Source organism: Stutzerimonas chloritidismutans, from assembly GCF_051486945.1.
In the GTDB taxonomy this organism is placed as follows: domain Bacteria; phylum Pseudomonadota; class Gammaproteobacteria; order Pseudomonadales; family Pseudomonadaceae; genus Stutzerimonas; species Stutzerimonas chloritidismutans_B.
On the sequence record NZ_JAHVDX010000001.1, the window covers coordinates 1,043,585 to 1,060,712 of the forward strand.

Annotated in this window: 17 protein-coding genes; 3 read left to right on the forward strand and 14 right to left on the reverse strand. The window is 61.2% G+C overall.

The features are described 5' to 3' along the window. Nucleotides 1-11 precede the first annotated feature (11 nt). The gene (locus KXR72_RS04725) at nucleotides 12-539 is read right to left on the reverse strand and encodes a YceD family protein (RefSeq protein ID WP_437419925.1); all 528 of its coding nucleotides are present in this window, start codon (nucleotides 537-539) and stop codon (nucleotides 12-14) included. Between the two features lie 104 nt (nucleotides 540-643). Between KXR72_RS04725 and KXR72_RS04730 the strand changes: the two genes are divergently transcribed. Further along, nucleotides 644-1,222: a Maf family protein gene (locus KXR72_RS04730; RefSeq protein ID WP_437419926.1), complete on the forward strand. Its 579-nt coding sequence runs from the start codon at nucleotides 644-646 to the stop codon at nucleotides 1,220-1,222. A gap of 5 nt (nucleotides 1,223-1,227) precedes the next feature. On the opposite strand, the gene KXR72_RS04735 is transcribed toward KXR72_RS04730, so the two are convergent. Genes KXR72_RS04735 through rluC form a run of 3 tightly spaced genes read right to left on the reverse strand, consistent with a single transcriptional unit; the run spans nucleotide 1,228 to nucleotide 3,836 of the window. After that, nucleotides 1,228-2,214, reverse strand: a complete 987-nt coding sequence (locus KXR72_RS04735; protein ID WP_437420377.1) for a S49 family peptidase — start codon at nucleotides 2,212-2,214, stop codon at nucleotides 1,228-1,230. Beyond that, nucleotides 2,207-2,890 carry an HAD-IA family hydrolase gene (locus tag KXR72_RS04740; RefSeq protein WP_437419927.1) on the reverse strand — a complete coding sequence of 228 codons (684 nt, stop codon included), beginning with the start codon at nucleotides 2,888-2,890 and terminating at the stop codon, nucleotides 2,207-2,209. The genes KXR72_RS04735 and KXR72_RS04740 overlap by 8 nt, the downstream gene beginning before the upstream one ends. Beyond that, the gene (rluC, locus tag KXR72_RS04745) at nucleotides 2,883-3,836 is read right to left on the reverse strand and encodes a 23S rRNA pseudouridine(955/2504/2580) synthase RluC (protein ID WP_437419928.1); all 954 of its coding nucleotides are present in this window, start codon (nucleotides 3,834-3,836) and stop codon (nucleotides 2,883-2,885) included. Before rluC ends, KXR72_RS04740 begins: the two co-directional genes overlap by 8 nt. A gap of 551 nt (nucleotides 3,837-4,387) precedes the next feature. On the opposite strand from rluC, the gene rne reads away from it, so the two are divergent. Continuing rightward, nucleotides 4,388-7,582 (forward strand): ribonuclease E, encoded by a 3,195-nt coding sequence (gene rne, locus KXR72_RS04750; RefSeq protein WP_437419929.1) that lies wholly within the window; start codon nucleotides 4,388-4,390, stop codon nucleotides 7,580-7,582. 103 nt (nucleotides 7,583-7,685) lie between these two features. Here rne and murB read toward each other — a convergent pair whose 3' ends face one another. From murB to KXR72_RS04790, 8 genes are all read right to left on the reverse strand, one after another. Beyond that, complete coding sequence (gene murB / locus KXR72_RS04755) at nucleotides 7,686-8,705, reverse strand: UDP-N-acetylmuramate dehydrogenase (protein ID WP_437419930.1); 1,020 nt, start codon at nucleotides 8,703-8,705, stop codon at nucleotides 7,686-7,688. Next, the gene (locus KXR72_RS04760; protein WP_437419931.1) at nucleotides 8,702-9,166 is read right to left on the reverse strand and encodes a low molecular weight protein-tyrosine-phosphatase; all 465 of its coding nucleotides are present in this window, start codon (nucleotides 9,164-9,166) and stop codon (nucleotides 8,702-8,704) included. The genes murB and KXR72_RS04760 overlap by 4 nt, the downstream gene beginning before the upstream one ends. Next, nucleotides 9,163-9,933 (reverse strand): 3-deoxy-manno-octulosonate cytidylyltransferase, encoded by a 771-nt coding sequence (gene kdsB, locus KXR72_RS04765; protein ID WP_437419932.1) that lies wholly within the window; start codon nucleotides 9,931-9,933, stop codon nucleotides 9,163-9,165. The genes KXR72_RS04760 and kdsB overlap by 4 nt, the downstream gene beginning before the upstream one ends. Beyond that, nucleotides 9,930-10,115: a Trm112 family protein gene (locus tag KXR72_RS04770; protein WP_437419933.1), complete on the reverse strand. Its 186-nt coding sequence runs from the start codon at nucleotides 10,113-10,115 to the stop codon at nucleotides 9,930-9,932. Before KXR72_RS04770 ends, kdsB begins: the two co-directional genes overlap by 4 nt. Before the next feature lie 43 nt (nucleotides 10,116-10,158). Then, nucleotides 10,159-11,163, reverse strand: coding sequence for a tetraacyldisaccharide 4'-kinase (gene lpxK, locus KXR72_RS04775; RefSeq protein ID WP_437419934.1), 1,005 nt, complete (start codon nucleotides 11,161-11,163; stop codon nucleotides 10,159-10,161). Next, entirely contained in the window at nucleotides 11,163-11,591 is a 429-nt protein-coding gene (locus KXR72_RS04780) for an ExbD/TolR family protein (protein WP_437419935.1), read from the reverse strand. Before KXR72_RS04780 ends, lpxK begins: the two co-directional genes overlap by 1 nt. Next, nucleotides 11,588-12,220: a MotA/TolQ/ExbB proton channel family protein gene (locus tag KXR72_RS04785; protein ID WP_437419936.1), complete on the reverse strand. Its 633-nt coding sequence runs from the start codon at nucleotides 12,218-12,220 to the stop codon at nucleotides 11,588-11,590. Before KXR72_RS04785 ends, KXR72_RS04780 begins: the two co-directional genes overlap by 4 nt. Nucleotides 12,221-12,291: 71 nt before the next feature. Further along, complete coding sequence (locus KXR72_RS04790; protein WP_437419937.1) at nucleotides 12,292-14,514, reverse strand: DNA internalization-related competence protein ComEC/Rec2; 2,223 nt, start codon at nucleotides 14,512-14,514, stop codon at nucleotides 12,292-12,294. Between the two features lie 153 nt (nucleotides 14,515-14,667). Here KXR72_RS04790 and KXR72_RS04795 point away from each other — a divergent pair, with 153 nt between their 5' ends. Continuing rightward, nucleotides 14,668-15,183: a DUF2062 domain-containing protein gene (locus KXR72_RS04795; protein ID WP_437419938.1), complete on the forward strand. Its 516-nt coding sequence runs from the start codon at nucleotides 14,668-14,670 to the stop codon at nucleotides 15,181-15,183. A 2-nt stretch (nucleotides 15,184-15,185) separates the two neighbouring features. On the opposite strand, the gene KXR72_RS04800 is transcribed toward KXR72_RS04795, so the two are convergent. Both KXR72_RS04800 and lolD read right to left on the reverse strand, forming a co-directional pair. Continuing rightward, nucleotides 15,186-16,433 carry a lipoprotein-releasing ABC transporter permease subunit gene (locus tag KXR72_RS04800; protein ID WP_437419939.1) on the reverse strand — a complete coding sequence of 416 codons (1,248 nt, stop codon included), beginning with the start codon at nucleotides 16,431-16,433 and terminating at the stop codon, nucleotides 15,186-15,188. After that, nucleotides 16,433-17,128 carry a lipoprotein-releasing ABC transporter ATP-binding protein LolD gene (gene lolD / locus KXR72_RS04805; protein ID WP_437420378.1) on the reverse strand — a complete coding sequence of 232 codons (696 nt, stop codon included), beginning with the start codon at nucleotides 17,126-17,128 and terminating at the stop codon, nucleotides 16,433-16,435. Before lolD ends, KXR72_RS04800 begins: the two co-directional genes overlap by 1 nt.

Consider the following 17,128-nt stretch of genomic DNA (forward strand, 5'->3'; position numbering starts at 1 on the left):
TGAAACAACTCCTAAACGTTTGGGTCACGCTTTAACTGCGCCAGGACGCTGAACGGGTTGGACCGCGATACCTCGTTCTCACGCGACTCGGACACTTCCGGCCCGGTCGGCGGCTGGCAAATTTCTGGGTCATGGAGTGGAACAATCGGAAGAGCGAGCAACAACTCCTCTTCAACCAGCGCCAGCAGATCCAAAGGATCTTCCCCCACTTCCAGCACGTCATAGCCCTTGGGCAAATGCTCGGTATTCGCCCCCTCGTTCACCACGGCGTAATCACACTCGCTGTGAATGGGAAGAACAACGGGCTCCAGACAGCGCTGGCAAATCATTGTGACCGCAACATCCAGCTGACTATGGATCACCACGGTCCGCTGCTCGTCACGCCCGAACTCGAAACTGGCGAGCACCGCACCTTGATCATCCTCGAGAGGATCGACTAGCCGCTTTAGCTCCGACAGCTGCAACTCACCCTCAAGGCGAGCTGCACGGTCTGCAAGCTTGCGCGGATCAACGTGCGGAGGTATTGGTCCTTTCAACATAAGCGCGGCATTCTAGGGATGCACCTCTCGACTGTCAAAGGAATTCCATCCCACACCAAGGCGCCACCCGACAGGTAGCGGCAACCTTATAAAGGAAGAACAAAATGCGTCAATTGCTACTTGCATCCAGCTCGACCTATCGACGCGAACTGCTGTCACGGCTGCGCCTCCCCTTCGAGTGTGTCGCACCCGATATTGATGAGCGCGCGCTGCCAGATGAACAACCGACGGACCTGGTGACCCGCCTCGCCAGACTGAAGGCCGGCGCGCTCGCCGGCCGCTATACGGATCACCTGATCATCGGCTCTGATCAGGTAGCAGTACTCGGCACCCACATACTTGGCAAGCCACACACGCTTGACCGAGCTGCCGAACAATTAAAGGCGAGCAGTGGCAAAACCGTAGAATTTTTGACCGGCCTTGCTCTGCTGGACAGCCGCGACGGCAGTGAGCAGTTCGACTGCGTAAGTTTCAAGGTGCATTTTCGCAACCTGGGCGATAAGCAGATAGAGCGCTACCTGCAAGCCGAGCAACCGCTCGATTGCGCCGGCAGCTTCAAGGCTGAGGGGCTCGGCATCAGCCTTTTCCAATCGACCGACGGTCCTGACGCGACCAGCCTGGTCGGCCTACCCCTGATAAGCCTCGTCAGCATGCTTCACAAGGCAGGCCTCGATATCCCCTGACCAGGTCAGCGCAGCGATGGCCCTTGCTGCAGCCCCATCCACATCGCCAGTTGAGCCCCTACGCTTGCGCCGAGCTTCTTGGTAAAACGATCCAGGGGAGAATCCTTTACAGTGAAGTCCACCAGCTCCGGCTCGCCTATCACCTCGCGCGCAACGAAGCTGGTGCTACCCAAACCGTCGACCAGACCGAGCTCAAGCGCCTGTTCGCCCGACCAGATCAGGCCTGAAAAAAGCTCGGGATGCCCATCGACCTGCAACCGGTCGCCACGCCCGAGCTTGACGCTTTCAATGAATTGACGGTGAGTGGTGCCGAGCACCCCCTTCCAGAACGCCGTTTCTTCTGGCTTTTCCGGCTGGAACGGGTCTAGAAAAGCCTTGTGCTCGCCTGAGGTATAGACCCGCCGCTCGACGCCGAGCTTATCCATCGTCCCGACAAACCCGAACGTGGCTGCCGTGACACCTATCGACCCAACGAGACTGGATTTGTCCGCATAGATCTCATCCGCAGCGCTGGCTATGTAATAGGCGCCTGACGCACCTAGATCAGTGATAACGGCATAAACCTTGATATCCGGATGCTCACTGCGCAGTCGGCGAATCTCGTCGAAGATATAACCGGACTGCACCGGACTTCCGCCGGGGCTGTTGATTCGAAGCACAATGCCTTTCGTACTCTCGTCTTCGAAAGCCTCGCGCAACGCGCCGACGATATTGTCTGCACTGGCCGGTTCCTCATCAGCAATCATGCCGCGGACGTTGATCACAGCGGTATGCGAGCCATCTGCCTGCTTCTCACCCCCCAAGGGAAGCAAGGGAGAAAACAAGGCCAACGCAACGAACAAGTAGGTAAACGTCAGCAACTTGAAGAAAATCCCCCAGCGCCTGGCTCGCCGCTGCTCCTGCACACTGGCGAGCAACGTTTTTTCGAGCAGCCGCCAGCTGTTGCGCTCTTCGCTTTCATCCCGCACGGACTCTTTCCATTGATCAGACATGCGCACCTGCTTTGACCATGCGAGGAGCCAATAGCCACTCCCCAAGTTCCGAGAAACACTCGATGGCTACGTTCGGCTTGCAGGCACCAAGCACCGCCGCCGACTGAGCACCATACGAGACCGCAACACTGTCGACACCGGCACGCCGCGCCATTTCTATATCAAAGACCGAATCACCCACCATCAAGGCTTGATCCGACCTCACGCCGCAATGTGTGAGAACTTCTCGCAGCATCAGCGGATCCGGCTTACTGGCCGTCTCATCCGCACAACGGGTGACATCGAAATAGTCACCCCACCCATGCGCACTCAAAATTCGATCGAGGCCCCGGCGTCCTTTTCCGGTGGCGACCGCCAGCAGGTAGCCCTTTTCGCGAAACTGGTCGAGCCCCTCCCGCACACCTGGAAACAACGCAGACGGTTCGGTTTCAAGGGCCAGGTAATGATCCGCGTAAGCACGACGAAACGCCTCAACCATCGCGACATCCGTTACGTCCGGATACAGCATGGCAATAGCTTCGGGCAGACCAAGCCCAATGATGCCCTTGATCGAGTCGTCATCCAGCGGATGCAGCCCGCAAGTTGCGGCTGCCAGGGAAATGGACTGGACGATACGCGCGATCGAATCGGCAAGCGTTCCGTCCCAGTCGAAGATCAGTACCTTGTACTTACTCACCCAGTTTCTCCAGGGTTTTAGCCCAGAGCTCATCGACAGGCGCTTCGAGACACAGTTCCGCCCCATCTGGCAGCGGCACTTTCAAGGCATAAGCGTGAAGGAAGAGCCGCTTACCACCGAGCTCTCGAATCAGACGAGAAAACTCCTCGTCGCCATACTTGTTATCCCCGGCGATCCCATGCCCGGCGTGACGGGCGTGCACGCGGATCTGGTGCGTGCGCCCGGTGACCGGCTTGGCCTCTACAAGCGTCGCGAAATCACCGAATCGGCGCAGCACCCTGAACAACGTCAAAGCTTCTTTGCCTTCTTCGGTGACTTCCACCATTCGCTCGCCCGAGCGCAACGTGTTCTTCAGCAGAGGCGCGTTGACCTGTTTCTTGCCCGACTCCCAGCGGCCCCGCACCAGCGCCATATAGCGCTTGTCGACGCCGTCACCACGAAGTTGCTCGTGCAGGTGGCGTAGCATGCTGCGCTTCTTCGCCACCATCAGCAGACCGGACGTATCGCGATCCAAGCGATGAACAAGCTCGAGCTCCTTGCAGTCCGGCCGTAACTGCCGTAACGCCTCGATCACCCCGAAGCTCAAACCGCTCCCACCGTGCACGGCGATGCCTGCGGGCTTATTGATCACGATGAGCGCCCTGTCTTCGTAGACGATCACCGCCTCAAGCCGCTCGAGCAGGCCCTGCGCCAGCGGCACGACCTCGTCGCGCTCGGCCAGCCGCAATGGCGGCACCCGCACCACATCGCCTGCCTGTAGTTTGTATTCGGGCTTGATGCGCCCTTTGTTCACACGCACCTCTCCTTTACGAAGGATGCGGTAGATCAAGGTCTTCGGCACGCCCTTCAGCTGAGTACGAAGGAAGTTGTCGATGCGCTGGCCGGCAAGCTCCGGCGAGACCTCGAGCATCTGTACGCCGGAGGTCTGGGAAGGGATATTGGTCATCGCCGGATCATATCAATTTTCATGGATTTGAAGCACTTAAACATTGCTGTTATAGTCCCGAGCGCCGCCAAAAGTGGCCTGGTTGCGGAATGCAAGCGAAACCGCCATTCCCGCCCCAGCAATGTTCGAGGACGTGAGGCCGTCCGACGGCGCTTCCCTTCAGTAGCGGTGAAGCACCGAAACAAGCCTTGAAGACATGATGCGTGCCCCCGATGGGGAATCGCGAAATCGACAACCCGCTCCCGGATTCTGCGAGCGGCACCCGATTTTCAAAGTATGAGTGTTGGGTGGAGATGCACAGCCACCGGTTGCGTAGCACAGGCTTTCGCAGACGCATCATTTCGTCCGCAACCGTTTGCTGATTCCTCCTCCCGAACCATTGCAGCTGTTTCGGCAGCATGCAGGAGACGTCGTCGCGACGCTGGCCTTGTCGGCCTCACATCGCTGGACACTGGAGTGCCTCACAACCATTCCTGACTCACCTGACACCGACCGCGAGAGTCGTGTGTGCCGAGCGTTGTTTCCGCCTCACTGGAAACCGACGGTACAACATGAAAAGAATGCTAATTAACGCAACTCAGCCCGAAGAGTTGCGTGTCGCACTGGTCGACGGCCAGCGTCTGTTCGATCTTGATATCGAATCTGGCGCACGCGAACAGAAGAAAGCGAATATCTACAAGGGCAAGATCACTCGCGTCGAGCCGAGCCTCGAAGCCGCTTTCGTTGATTTCGGCGCCGACCGCCACGGCTTTTTGCCGCTCAAAGAGATTTCCCGCGAATACTTCAAGAAAGCGCCTGAAGGCCGGGTCAACATCAAGGATGTTTTGAGCGAAGGCCAGGAAGTTATCGTCCAGGTCGAGAAGGAAGAACGTGGAAACAAGGGTGCAGCCCTTACTACCTTCATCAGTCTGGCCGGTCGCTACCTGGTCCTGATGCCGAACAACCCTCGCGCCGGGGGCATTTCCCGCCGCATCGAGGGTGAAGAGCGCAACGAACTTCGCGAAGCCCTCAATGGCCTGGACATTCCGGCAGACATGGGCCTGATCGTACGGACAGCCGGCCTTGGCCGGTCCAGCGAAGAGCTGCAGTGGGACCTGGATTATCTGCTGCAACTCTGGGCCGCTGTGAAGGAAGCCTCGCAGGACCGCGCAGCGCCCTTCCTGATCTATCAGGAATCCAACGTCATCATCCGCGCCATTCGCGATTACCTTCGCCAGGACATCGGCGAAGTGCTGATCGACAGCGTGGAAGCGCAGAATGAAGCACTATCCTTCATTCAGCAGGTCATGCCTCAGTACGCCAGCAAGATCAAGCTGTACGAAGACAGCGTTCCCCTCTTCAACCGCTTCCAGATCGAAAGCCAGATCGAGACCGCCTTTCAACGTGAAGTGAAGCTTCCGTCCGGCGGCTCTATCGTAATCGACCCGACCGAAGCGCTGGTGTCTATCGACATCAACTCGGCGCGCGCCACCAAAGGCGGCGACATCGAAGAAACGGCACTGCATACCAACCTCGAAGCCGCCGAGGAAATCGCTCGCCAGCTGCGCCTGCGCGACATTGGCGGCCTGATCGTCATCGACTTTATCGACATGACGCCAGCCAAGAACCAGCGCGCTGTCGAGGAAAAGGTACGTGAAGCCCTCGAGGCCGACCGTGCACGCATCCAGGTCGGTCGCATCTCGCGCTTCGGCCTGCTGGAGATGTCCCGCCAACGCCTGCGGCCATCTCTCGGCGAAACAAGCGGCATTGTCTGCCCACGCTGCAACGGCCAGGGCATCATTCGCGACGTCGAATCGCTCTCGCTCGCCATCCTTCGCCTGATCGAAGAAGAAGCCCTCAAAGACCGTACCGCCGAAGTCCGCGCCCGCGTGCCCTTCCAGGTCGCCGCGTTCCTGCTCAACGAAAAGCGCAACGCGATTACCAAGATAGAACTGCGCACCCGTGCTCGCATCTTCATCCTGCCGGACGATCATCTGGAAACCCCGCACTTCGAGGTGCAGCGCCTACGCGACGACAGCCCGGACATCATCGCTGGCCAGGCCAGCTATGAGATGAGCCCGAGCGAAGCCGAAGAAGCCCAACCAGTCAGCGCCACCCGCACGCTTGTTCGCCAGGAGGCCGCAGTCAAGACCGCGCCGCAGCGTACCGCGCCCGCCCCGACTCCGACACCTGTGCCGACCGCCTCGGTCGCCGTTCCGGCCGCGCAAGAACCCAGCCTGTTCAAAGGTTTGGTCAAGTCACTGATTGGCCTGTTCGCAGGCAAGCAGGAAACGCCCCAGGCAGAAACCGAGAAGAAGCCCGCCAACGGCGGTAATCGCTCGCAGCGCAATGATGAACGCCGCAGCGGCCGCCAACAGAACCGCCGCCGGGACTCGCGCGCCAATCGCGACGAAGAGCGCAAGCCGCGCGAGGAGCGCGCCCCGCGCGAAGAACGCCAAGCTCGTGAAGAGCGCCCAGCACGCGAAGAGCGCCAGCCACGCCCACCGCGTGAAGAGCGCAAGCCACGTGAACCGCGCGAAGCCCAGCCTGATAACACGGATACCGCACCTCAGCCGCAGGCTCGCCGCGAGCGCACGCCACGCGAAGATCGCCAGCCTCGCGAAGAGCGTAAGCGCGAGCTCCGCGCCCCGCTGGATGAAGCGCCACAGGCTACCCCCGCTCCGGTCGCTGAAGAAGCCATCGAGCGCAAGGCGCGCCCGCCACGCGAAGAGCGCAAGCCTCGCGTGGAGCAGGCGTTAGCCGATGACGGGCTGCAGCAGAACGAAGAGTCTCTCGAAAATAGCCAGGACGATCAGGACAATGCCGAGGGCAGCGAACGTCCGCGTCGCCGTTCCCGTGGTCAGCGCCGTCGCAGCAACCGCCGCGACCGCCAACGTGATGCCAACGGCAACGAGATCGAAGAGGAAGGTGAAGCCACCGCTGCGAATGTCGCTGAAGGCACTGAAAGCCATGCGCCAGTGAAGTCGGAGCAGGTTGCGATCGCCGCCACCGCTGCGGCCTTGGCGGCGAACACTGCGGATACCGAGACGCCTGCTGAGCCCGCCCCAGAGCAGACGCCTGTCGCCAGCGAACCGGCTCCAGCCGCTGCCCAGGCTGTTGAAGCGCCATCCGCTGACGAAGAGATCCAAGCGCCAGCGGCCACCGACATCAGCGAAACCAAGCAGGAAGTACGCGCCCCTGCACCGGCGGTAACCGTCGAGCCTGTCGCGCTGCCCGCGTCCAGCGAGCCTGCAGGTGACGCGCCAGCCGAACCGACACCCGCTGCTGAACCGGCCACGCCCGTGTCAACGCCATCGGGCCGCGCACCGAACGATCCTCGCGAAGTTCGCCGCCGTCGCCTGGAGCAGGAGCGGCTTGCCAAAGAAGCTGCCGAAGCGAAGGCAAAAGCGGACGCTGAAGCCAAGCTGGCCGCCGAACAGCCGCTGGCGAGTCCCGAAATCGTAGCTGGCGATGCGCAGGAACCGTCGGCAGGGACACCAGAGCAGGCACCGGCCACCTCGTTCACGCCAGAACAACGTCAACAAGCGCAAGCAATCGAGCAGCCGTTGACGGTGGACGAACCCGGAGCCGAGCCGACGCTGAGTGAACAAGGCAGAGTAGCCGAGATCATCGAAGCGCCAGCGGCGAGGGAAGCGGCGGAGCAAGCACCAGAGGAGCCAAAGGCACCGGCCGGTGACGACGACCAGCAGGTCGAATCTCCCGCCGAGGCCGATGATCAGGACAGCGTGCGCAAGCACCAGGACTGATCAAGCCCTTGCAAGCAAAAAGGGATGCCTCGCGGCATCCCTTTTTTGTTTTCGCGACACATGGAAATGGAAAATGTCGATAGCGATCTACCGCCGCTCTGCATCAGAGGACGTTCGGTTCGATCTCGAGTTGCACGCCAAAACGCTCGGAGATGTCAGCCTGTATCCGCCGAGCGAGCTGCAAAACCTCCATCCCTTCTGCGCCGCCGTAGTTAACCAACACTAGGGCCTGGTGCTCATGAACGCCGACCGCGCCATCGCGAAAACCTTTCCAGCCCGCCCTCTCGATTAGCCAACCAGCCGCCAGCTTCAGCTGACGGTTCGGCTGCGGATAGGCGACCAGATCAGGAAAGCGCTCACGCAGCGTTTCCGCAACTGCCTGGCTGACCACCGGATTCTTGAAAAAACTGCCGGCATTACCGAGGACCGCCGGATCGGGCAATTTTGCGCTACGCACCGCGCACACGGCGCGACCGACGTCTGAGGGCGTTGGTGTCTCGATGCCCTCCTGCTGCAAACGTAGACGAAGCGGCCCATAGTCCAGCCTGAGCACTGGTGTTCGTCTAAGCGTGAAACGGACACGCAGGATGATGTAGCGATCAGGTTCGCGCTTGAAAATGCTGTCCCGGTAATCGAACTCGCAGTCGCTCAGTTCGAAATCGCGCAGTTCGGAGGTTTGCCTGTCCATTGCGGTCAATCCGGCAAACACATCCTTGATTTCCACGCCGTAGGCGCCGACGTTCTGGATCGGCGACGCGCCGACTGTGCCTGGAATCAGGCTTAGGTTCTCAAGTCCCCCGAGGCCCAGCGCGAGGCAGTGCCCTACAAAAGGATGCCAGGGTTCGCCCGCCTCAGCCTCAACCACAACTTGATCACCGTCATCGGACAGAATTCGTATGCCCCGGCTCGCCATCCGCAGGACCATCGCATCGACGTCGCCAGTCAGGACAAGGTTGCTGCCACCACCAATGACGCGCAACGGCAGGCTGAGTTCGCGCGCCTCAGCGATGGCGTCACGCACATCCGCATCGGACCTAGCCTCGGCGTAGCGAGCCGCGGACGCATCGATACCGAAGGTGTTGAAGGGCTGCAAGGAACGGTCGGTTTCGATCGACAGGCTCACAGGCGGCTCCTGGCTTCATCGAGCAGCCCTTCGGCAGCCTGCTCAACCAATTCCAACATATGATCAAAACCCTCTGCCCCGCCGTAATAGGGATCCGGGACTACTTCTTCATCGACACCGTAGCGCCTAAGTAGCAGATCGACTTCTGCGGTCGCGTCGCTTGGACGTATTGCTTGCAAGAGGGCCAGATTGTCGTGATCCATTACCAGAATCAAATCGAATCGATGAAAGTCGTCACGCGTCACCTGCCTCGCGCGAAGGCTTCGAAGATCATAGCCACGGCTCGCTGCTGCCTCGCACGCACGCGGATCTGGCGCTTTGCCAACATGCCAGCCGCCCGTACCAGCCGAGTCGATAACGATACGATCATCGAGACCTGCCGCATCGACCCGAGCACGAAAGACCGCTTCGGCAGTAGGGGAACGGCAAATGTTCCCCATGCAAACGAACAGTACCCTCACCCCTGCGCCCCCAGGAGTTGCCGGAGGCGCTCGAGATCCTCGGGGGTATCAACGCCCGCTGGCGGCGCCTCGACAGCATCGTCGACATGAATGCGGACCCCATTCCAGAGCGCCCGTAACTGTTCGAGGCATTCGGTGTTCTCCAGCCAGCAAGGTCCCCAGCCGACGAAGTCCTGAAGAAATCCGGCACGGTAGGCATAGATACCGATGTGACGTCGATACGGCACGTTCACCGCAAGCATGGAACGGTCTTGTGCGAACTCGTCACGAGCCCAGGGCAGCGGCGCGCGACTGAAAGTAAGCGCAAGCCCGTTGATGTCGGCAAGCACCTTGACCACGTTCGGATTGAACAACGCACCGGCGTCTTCGATAGGCTCAGCGAGAGTTGCAATAGCCGCCTCGGGATGACCTGCCAGATTCTCTGCGACCTGGTTGATTACGGCCGGCGGAATCAGCGGCTCGTCGCCCTGCACATTGACGATGATTGCGTCGCTCGCAAGCCCAAGCACTCGCGCCACTTCAGCCAAACGATCGGTCCCCGAGTTGTGCTCGGCGCTGGTCAGAACCGCATCGGCACCGAACTCCTTGCACGCCGCCATAATGCGCTCGTCATCAGTGGCGATCACAACGCGCTCAGCGGCGCTGCGGCAGGCCTGCTCCCAAACGCGGCGGATCATCGGCTTGCCAGCTATATCCAGCAGCGGCTTGCCTGGCAGGCGGCTCGATGCATAGCGAGCAGGAATGACGACAGTAAAAGGTGCACTCATTTGTCCAAGCGCTCATCGACATCCAGCGTACGAGCCTCACCCTCGAGCATCACTGGAATCCCTTCACGCACCGGGAATGCCAGGCCATCGGCCTTGCAGATCAGTTCAGACTTGTCATCAGCGAGCTTCAGTGGGCCTTTGCAAAGCGGGCAAGCGAGAATATCGAGAAGTTTGGTGTCCATGCGCAGTCCTTGAAAGCAGCCGACTGCGTTGCAGGCGAGCGGCTTATGGGTGATCGGGCAGTAGCCGATCCAACTGAGCGTCAAACCAGGCAACAAAGGCTTGGGAAGGCTTGGCCTGTACCTGCAGATAGCACCAGCCGGAAGGCGCGAATGCCCGGCATTTGACCGCGTCCTTCTCGGTCATCACCAACGGCAGCGAAGGGCTGAATGTCAGCTGCTCGAGGCTATAGCGGGCGTGATCGGCGAACGGATGCGGAATCGGCCGCCAGTGTAGCGCCTCGAGCGTAGCGAAGAAACGCTCCGGATTGCCGATACCAGCCACTGCATGGAGCGATTGCCCCGGCGGGAAATGATCCAGCGGCCAAGCCTGCAAGGAAGCTAGTTCGACCAGACTCGAGGGCTGCAAGGCAAAGCCGTAGCCCTCCTTGCAATCGCTGGTCGCCCCGTTCAACAGTACGGCATCGACCGCCTCGAGGCGTTCAACAGGCTCACGCAACGGCCCCGCTGGCAAGCAGTGCCCATTACCCAGCCCGCGCGCGGCGTCGATCAACACCAGCTCAAGGTCTCGGGCAAGTTGATAATGTTGAAGTCCATCATCGGACAGCACCAGGTCAAGCGGCTCGGCGGCCAACAGGCACTGCACGGCTCTCGCCCGGTCAGGATCGATCATCAGCGGAACGCCCGTGCGCTGGACGATGAGCAAGGGTTCATCGCCCGCTTCACTGGCGGTTTGTTCGGCTTGCACTCGCCAGGGCAGCGAAGGTGGCTTGGCTCCATAGCCACGGCTGACGACCCCAACCCTCAAGCCACGACTTCGGCAGTGCTCGATCAACCAGAGGATCATCGGCGTCTTGCCAGTACCGCCAACCGTGATATTGCCTACGACGATGACCGGAACTGGCGCCTTGTACGAAGGGGCGGCTCCGTCCAGGAAGCGCTGTCGGCGTCGCCGGGCTACGTGGCGGTACAGTGCCTCGAGCGGCCTTAACACCGAAAGGGCGGAATGGCCCTGGTACCAGGCGCGCTGGAGACGATCAGCGAACGACATCAGGGCTCCGGCTGCGCCTCGACGGTGGTGATACGCAGATGGGCGAAGCCCAGCTTGCCGGCGGCATCCATGGCAGTGATGACAGCCTGGTGTGGGCTTTTCCCGTCGGCACTGATGATCATGGGCAAGCTGGTGTCGCCTGCAGACTCCTTGGCCAGTGCGGCCATCAGGGTATCCAGATCGTGCTTGATCAGGGCCTTGCCATTGAGCGAGAACGTACCGTCGACGTCGATCACCACTTCGAGCTGCTTCTTCTCCGCCTGATCCGGTGGGGTACCGCTGGCCGCTTCGGGCAAGTCAACCTTCAACTGCGTTTCGCGAGTAAAGGTGGTGGTTACCACGAAGAACAACAGCAGAATGAAGACCACGTCGATCAGCGGTGCCAGCCCGATATCGACGTTATCCCGCACCTTGCGTCGAAATTTCACGCTTTGCCCTCGCCCAGATCGACGTCACGGTCGCCCTGCACGACTTCGACCAGCTTGATAGCCTCCTGCTCCATACCGACAACCAACTCCTCGACCCGGCGTAGGAGGAAGCGATGGAAGAACAGCGCCGGAATGCCCACCATCAGCCCTGCTGCCGTCGTGATCAGCGCTTTGGAGATACCTGAAGCTAACAGCGGAGCGTTGGCCATCCCCGAGCCCATGAAGGCGCTGAAAATCTCGATCATGCCCAGCACCGTTCCCAACAGCCCGAGCAGAGGCGCAATGCCGGCGATGGTTCCAAGAGCATTCAGATAGCGTTCGAGGTTGTGGATGACGCGCGCCGCCGCTTCCTCGATGCATTCCTTCATGATTTCGCGGCCATGCTTCGAATTGGCCAGGCCGGCTGCAAGGATCTCACCCAAGGGCGAATCGGCTCGCAGCTCCTTGAGCTTCTGGTTGCTCAGCTTCTTTTCCTTTATCCACTTCCACACCTGGCCGAGCAGATGCGGAGGGGTGACGCGGCTGGGCCGCAAAGTCCAGAGGCGCTCGGCAACGATGCCAGCAGCCGCGATGGAACAAAGAATGATTGGCAGCATAATCCAGCCACCTGCTTTGACCAGCTCCCACACGAGACGAATCCCCCACTAAAAAGTGGCGCCACTCTAGCATAGGGTCGGCAGGCCGCCGACGGCGCGGGTTCTCATTTTTCCCGCCAGAATCGCTGCTCGTCGCGGGATGTTGAGACGGGCTCGAAACGCCCAAGCGACAAGCGCAACGCACCCGATAGCGCCGTGTCATGGATACGTGCACCTGCTTGAGCCAGACGCGCCACAACGTCGGCATGTGGATGGCCAAACGCATTATGGTAGCTGCGAGAAATGAGCGCCTCGCTGGCACCGACCGCGTCGAGCAAGGCTGCCGAAGATGAGCTGCGGCTGCCATGGTGCGCGACCAAAAGCCACCGAGCCTGGATCGGCATCGTACTGCCCACCAGCGCCCGTTCGGCGCCGGCATCGATATCACCGGTCAGCAACAGGCGCTCCCCGTTCGCCTCTATGAGCAGCACGCAGGACGCTGCATTGCCCTTGCTCGCATTCGAATGCCATAAGCTGAAGCGTACTTCATCCCACTCCCATTGCTCACCCGAGCGGCACGGCTCGGCACCGAGAGGGGCCGGGAGTCGCCCAGGTTCGCCGCTGATGACCCGCCTCGGTCCCAGCCCCCGCTGGATAGCTTCTGCCCCTCCGGCATGATCGCTGTCGGCGTGGCTCAACAGCATTATGTCGAGCCCCGTGACACCCAACCCGCGCAACGACGGGAGCACGACACGCTCACCGATGTCGAATTCGCCATGGCGGGGTCCGGCGTCGTAGAGCATCGCGTGCTCGGCGGTACGAACCAGCACGGAGAGCCCCTGCCCTACGTCGAGTACCCAGACTTCGGCCTCACCGATGCCCGGCTTTTCAACAGGCGGGAAAAGCAACGGTGCCAACAGCAGCCAACCCAACGCCCGCGACGGTACACCGGCGGGGAGCAGAACGATCAGCGTACCCAGCATGACCATCGCCCATGCCCAGAGCGGCATGGCCGGCGCCAGCCACGCCGGCTGCCAGGCCGCGAGTAGCCCGAGCACTTCGAACAGCAGTGAGATCAGGCCACCAGCGATCCAAAGGAGCGTTTCACCTATCCAGGGAATCGCCAGCAGCAACGTACCCAACAGGGAGAGGGGCACGACCAACAGGCTCACCAACGGTACGGCGAGCAGGTTCGCCAAGGGAGCGGTCAGGCTCACCGGCAAGCCCAGAGCCAGGAGAATCGGCAGCAAACCGAGAGACATGCTCCACTGTGCGCGGCCGAGCGTATGCCACCAGGGCAGCACGCCCAAGCGCCAGCGGAACACCAGCGCCAAGAAGGCCACCGCCAGAAAGGAGAGCCAGAACCCAGACTGCAGGGCAACCAGCGGGTCGTATAGCAAGACCGCATTCAACGCGATCAAAAGCGGCAACCAGACACCCAGGTGACGAAAGCGCAAGCGCCACGCCAGCACCAGCACCACCATCAGGCAGGCACGCTGCACGGGTACGTCGAAACCGGCAAGCCAGCCGTAGGCCAAGGCGCCGAAACCGGCCAGCAAACAAGCGCAAGGTAGCCATGGCAAGCGAGCCGGCCAGAACCCGACCCGCGACAGGAGGGCAACGAAACCGTAGAGCAGCCCGGCGAGCATGCCGACATGCTGGCCAGAGATGACCATCAGGTGGACGGTGCCTGTGGCCTGTAACACCTGCCAATCTGTCTGGGACAACCCACTGTCATCACCGACGACGAGCGCCGCGATCACCCCGGAGCGACCCTGCGCAGGCACCTGCCGCAAACGCTGCCTGAGGGAATCCCTCCAACCGCTGGCATATGGCGGGGAAGCGCGCAACTCGCCGGCCTTGACCGTCCCGGTAGCACCGACCCGGTGGGATAGCAGCCAGGCTTCGTAATCGAACGCATGCGGATTAACCAGCCCACGGGGACGCTTGAGCGTTGCTGCCATACGCCATCGTTCACCCGATCGCAGCGACGGTCCGCCGTACCAGGCAAGCCGAATACGCGTCGGCAGCCCCGCATGTCGGGAGGTGACCTGCTCCAACTCGAACCGCACCACGGCACCCTGGGTGCTGGGCAGCCCGACCACGGTGCCCTCGACCCAGAACGTTCGGCCGTCGAGCCCGGGAGGTAAACGATCGTCCAACGACCGATACGCCTGCAAACACGCCCAGCCCAGACCTAACGCAAGAAACGCCACCAGCCACAGGCGAGTACGCAGCAACGCCAGACCAAGGAGCAGCAGTGACGCAACACCCCACAGCGGAGGTAGTTGAGGTAGGAAACGCAGCAAAAGCAGGCCCGCTGCAAGCGACAGCAATGCTGAACGCATCTGATCTCCCGGATTCCGTTCCAAGGTAAGCCCGCCAGGCTCACCGTGCGACCTCCTGTCGCCTGTCGACAGTAGCAGCTGTTACAAAATCAGCGCCCAGCGACGCTTCTCGTTTCAGGCATAATCGCCCGCTCAGCCTGCCAGAGAACCTTCATGCCGCGTCGTTTTTTCAAACGCTACATGCCGCACCCGGACCGTATTAAGGCCAATAAATCCCTGCGCTTTCTCGGCACGCTGATACATGATCCCAACCTGCTGCATCTCAACCGACACTCGGTGGCCCGCGCGATGGCGATCGGTTTGTTCTGGGCCATGATCCCGATGCCAATGCAAATGCTCGTCGCCGCGCTGTGCGCCGTACCGGCCAGGGCCAACCTGCCCATCGCCGTTGGTCTGGTTTGGCTGACCAACCCCCTGACCATGCCGCCTGTTTTCTATTGCAACTACAAGGTGGGGGCCTGGTTGATGGACACGCCCGTCTCGCCCATGCCGATGGAGCTCAGCCTAGCCTGGGTAACCAAGATGCTGGAAAGCCACTGGCAGCCGCTATTTCTCGGCTCGCTCGTCGTGGGGATCGGCGTGGCCGTATTTGGCTATGTCGCGACACAGGCGTACTGGCGCTGGTGGGTGGCGCGAAACTGGCGCAGGCGCCAGCGATCGCGCCGCTAGGCCTATTCGTAGCGCAGGGCTTCGGCCGGCTGTGTCTGGGCCGCGCGCCAAGCGGGATAGAGCGTCGCAAGGAAGCTCAGCAGCAAGGCCGCCAGTGTCACCAGCACGACATCTTCAAGACGCAATTCGGATGGCAGCGTGTTGATGAAGTAGACGTCCGAGCTGAAGATGTGCTGCCCGGTGACGCGCTCCAACCAGCCGACGAGCGCGCTGACGTTGAGTGCCCCCATGACGCCAAGCACGGTGCCGATGAGCGTCCCGGTCAGACCGATGATGCTGCCCTGTACCATGAAAATGGTCATGACCTGGCGTGGCGTTGCGCCCAACGTCCGTAGAATCGCGATATCAGCCCGTTTGTCAGCGACCACCATGATCAGCGTCGCAATGATGTTGAACGCGGCCACCGCAACGATCAGCAATAACAGCAGGCCGATCATGGTTTTCTCCATCTTCATCGCGCTGAACAAGCTGCCCTGAGTCAGCGACCAATCACGCGCGCCATATCCCTCACCCATCATCGCCACCAGCTCACCCGCCACCTCTGGAGCTCGGTAGAGATCGGCCAGCCGGACCCGGACGCCCTCGACCTGCTCGGCATTCCACTTCTGGATGCGCGCGGCATCGGCACGATGGATCATGGCCAGACTACCGTCCAGTTCAGCACCGACCTTGAACACGCCGACCACGTTTAAGCGCTGCATGCGCGGCGTGATCCCACCCGGCGCATCGCTAAGCTCCGGCACGATGAGCGTCAGCTTGTCGCCAATCCTCAAACCGAACCGACGCGCCGTCATCAGGCCGATGATGACGCCGGACTCACCGGGACGAAGGTCGTCCAGACGCCCTCCAACCATCTTCGATCCTAAGATCGAGACTTGCGTTTCGGCCTGCGGATCGATCCCGTTGATCTCGATGGGCTGCATGTTGCCCTTGAACGACAACATCCCTTCGAGCTGGGTGACCGGCGCCGCGCCCAAGACCTGAGGATGGGTATCGAGTCGCTCGGCTATGGCCCGCCAGTCGTCCAGCGGCTGCCCTGCCCCTGTAACTACGGCGTGAGGCACCATCCCGAGGATGCGGTTGCTCATCTCACGCTGAAAGCCGTTCATCACCGAAAGCACCATGATCATCGCCAGCACCCCAAGCGCCAGACCGATCATGGATGTCAACGAGATGAACGAAATGAAGTGATTACGACGTTTGGCGCGCGTGTAGCGGCTGCCAATGAAGAGGCTCAAGGGTCTGAACATCACGCCTCCACCAGGCGACCATCTTCGAGGCGCAGTACCTTGTCCATCTGCCCGGCGAGCTGTGGATCGTGTGTCACGACCAGAAACGCGGTACGCAACGACACGCTCAGTTCGAGCATCAGGTCCTGTATGCCCTGTGCCGTATGGTGATCGAGGTTCCCGGTGGGCTCATCCAGCAGGACCAGGGCCGGCTGGTTCGCCAGCGCCCGGGCAATGGCCACACGCTGGCGCTCGCCGCCGGACAGCTCGGCGGGTTTGTGGGCGAGACGATGCCCGAGGCCGACGCGCGAGAGCAGTTCGCTTGATCGGCGGCGCGCTTCGGGGATCGGCACCTTGCCGATCAGCAACGGCATGCAGACGTTTTCCAGCGCGGTGAACTCGGGTAGCAGGTGATGGAACTGATAAACGAATCCCAGCGCACGGTTGCGCAACAGACCGCGATCCTTCTCGCTCAACGCGGACAGCTCCTCACCGGCCAGCCAGACGCTTCCTTCGCTGGGCGTGTCGAGACCACCCAGGAGGTTGAGCAAAGTACTCTTGCCGGAACCAGAACTACCGACAATGGCGACTCGCTGGCCCGGGTAGAGCTCGAGCTGCAGATCAGACAGCACACTGACCGACTCGGGGCCTTGCTCGTAGCGTTTGCCGAGGTTGCGGCAGCTGAGCACCGCCTGTTCCGGTGACCACTCGTTCAT

Bases quoted from the DNA above. Each gene is read 5' to 3' on its own strand.
- KXR72_RS04725 (WP_437419925.1), bottom strand. From the start codon at position 539: ATGTTGAAAGGACCAATACCTCCGCACGTTGATCCGCGCAAGCTTGCA.
- KXR72_RS04730 (WP_437419926.1), top strand. From the start codon at position 644: ATGCGTCAATTGCTACTTGCATCCAGCTCGACCTATCGACGCGAACTG.
- KXR72_RS04735 (WP_437420377.1), bottom strand. From the start codon at position 2,214: ATGTCTGATCAATGGAAAGAGTCCGTGCGGGATGAAAGCGAAGAGCGC.
- rluC (WP_437419928.1), bottom strand. From the start codon at position 3,836: ATGACCAATATCCCTTCCCAGACCTCCGGCGTACAGATGCTCGAGGTC.
- rne (WP_437419929.1), top strand. From the start codon at position 4,388: ATGAAAAGAATGCTAATTAACGCAACTCAGCCCGAAGAGTTGCGTGTC.
- kdsB (WP_437419932.1), bottom strand. From the start codon at position 9,933: ATGAGTGCACCTTTTACTGTCGTCATTCCTGCTCGCTATGCATCGAGC.
- KXR72_RS04770 (WP_437419933.1), bottom strand. From the start codon at position 10,115: ATGGACACCAAACTTCTCGATATTCTCGCTTGCCCGCTTTGCAAAGGC.
- lpxK (WP_437419934.1), bottom strand. From the start codon at position 11,163: ATGTCGTTCGCTGATCGTCTCCAGCGCGCCTGGTACCAGGGCCATTCC.
- KXR72_RS04790 (WP_437419937.1), bottom strand. From the start codon at position 14,514: ATGCGTTCAGCATTGCTGTCGCTTGCAGCGGGCCTGCTTTTGCTGCGT.
- KXR72_RS04795 (WP_437419938.1), top strand. From the start codon at position 14,668: ATGCCGCGTCGTTTTTTCAAACGCTACATGCCGCACCCGGACCGTATT.
- KXR72_RS04800 (WP_437419939.1), bottom strand. From the start codon at position 16,433: ATGTTCAGACCCTTGAGCCTCTTCATTGGCAGCCGCTACACGCGCGCC.
- lolD (WP_437420378.1), bottom strand. From the start codon at position 17,128: ATGAACGAGTGGTCACCGGAACAGGCGGTGCTCAGCTGCCGCAACCTC.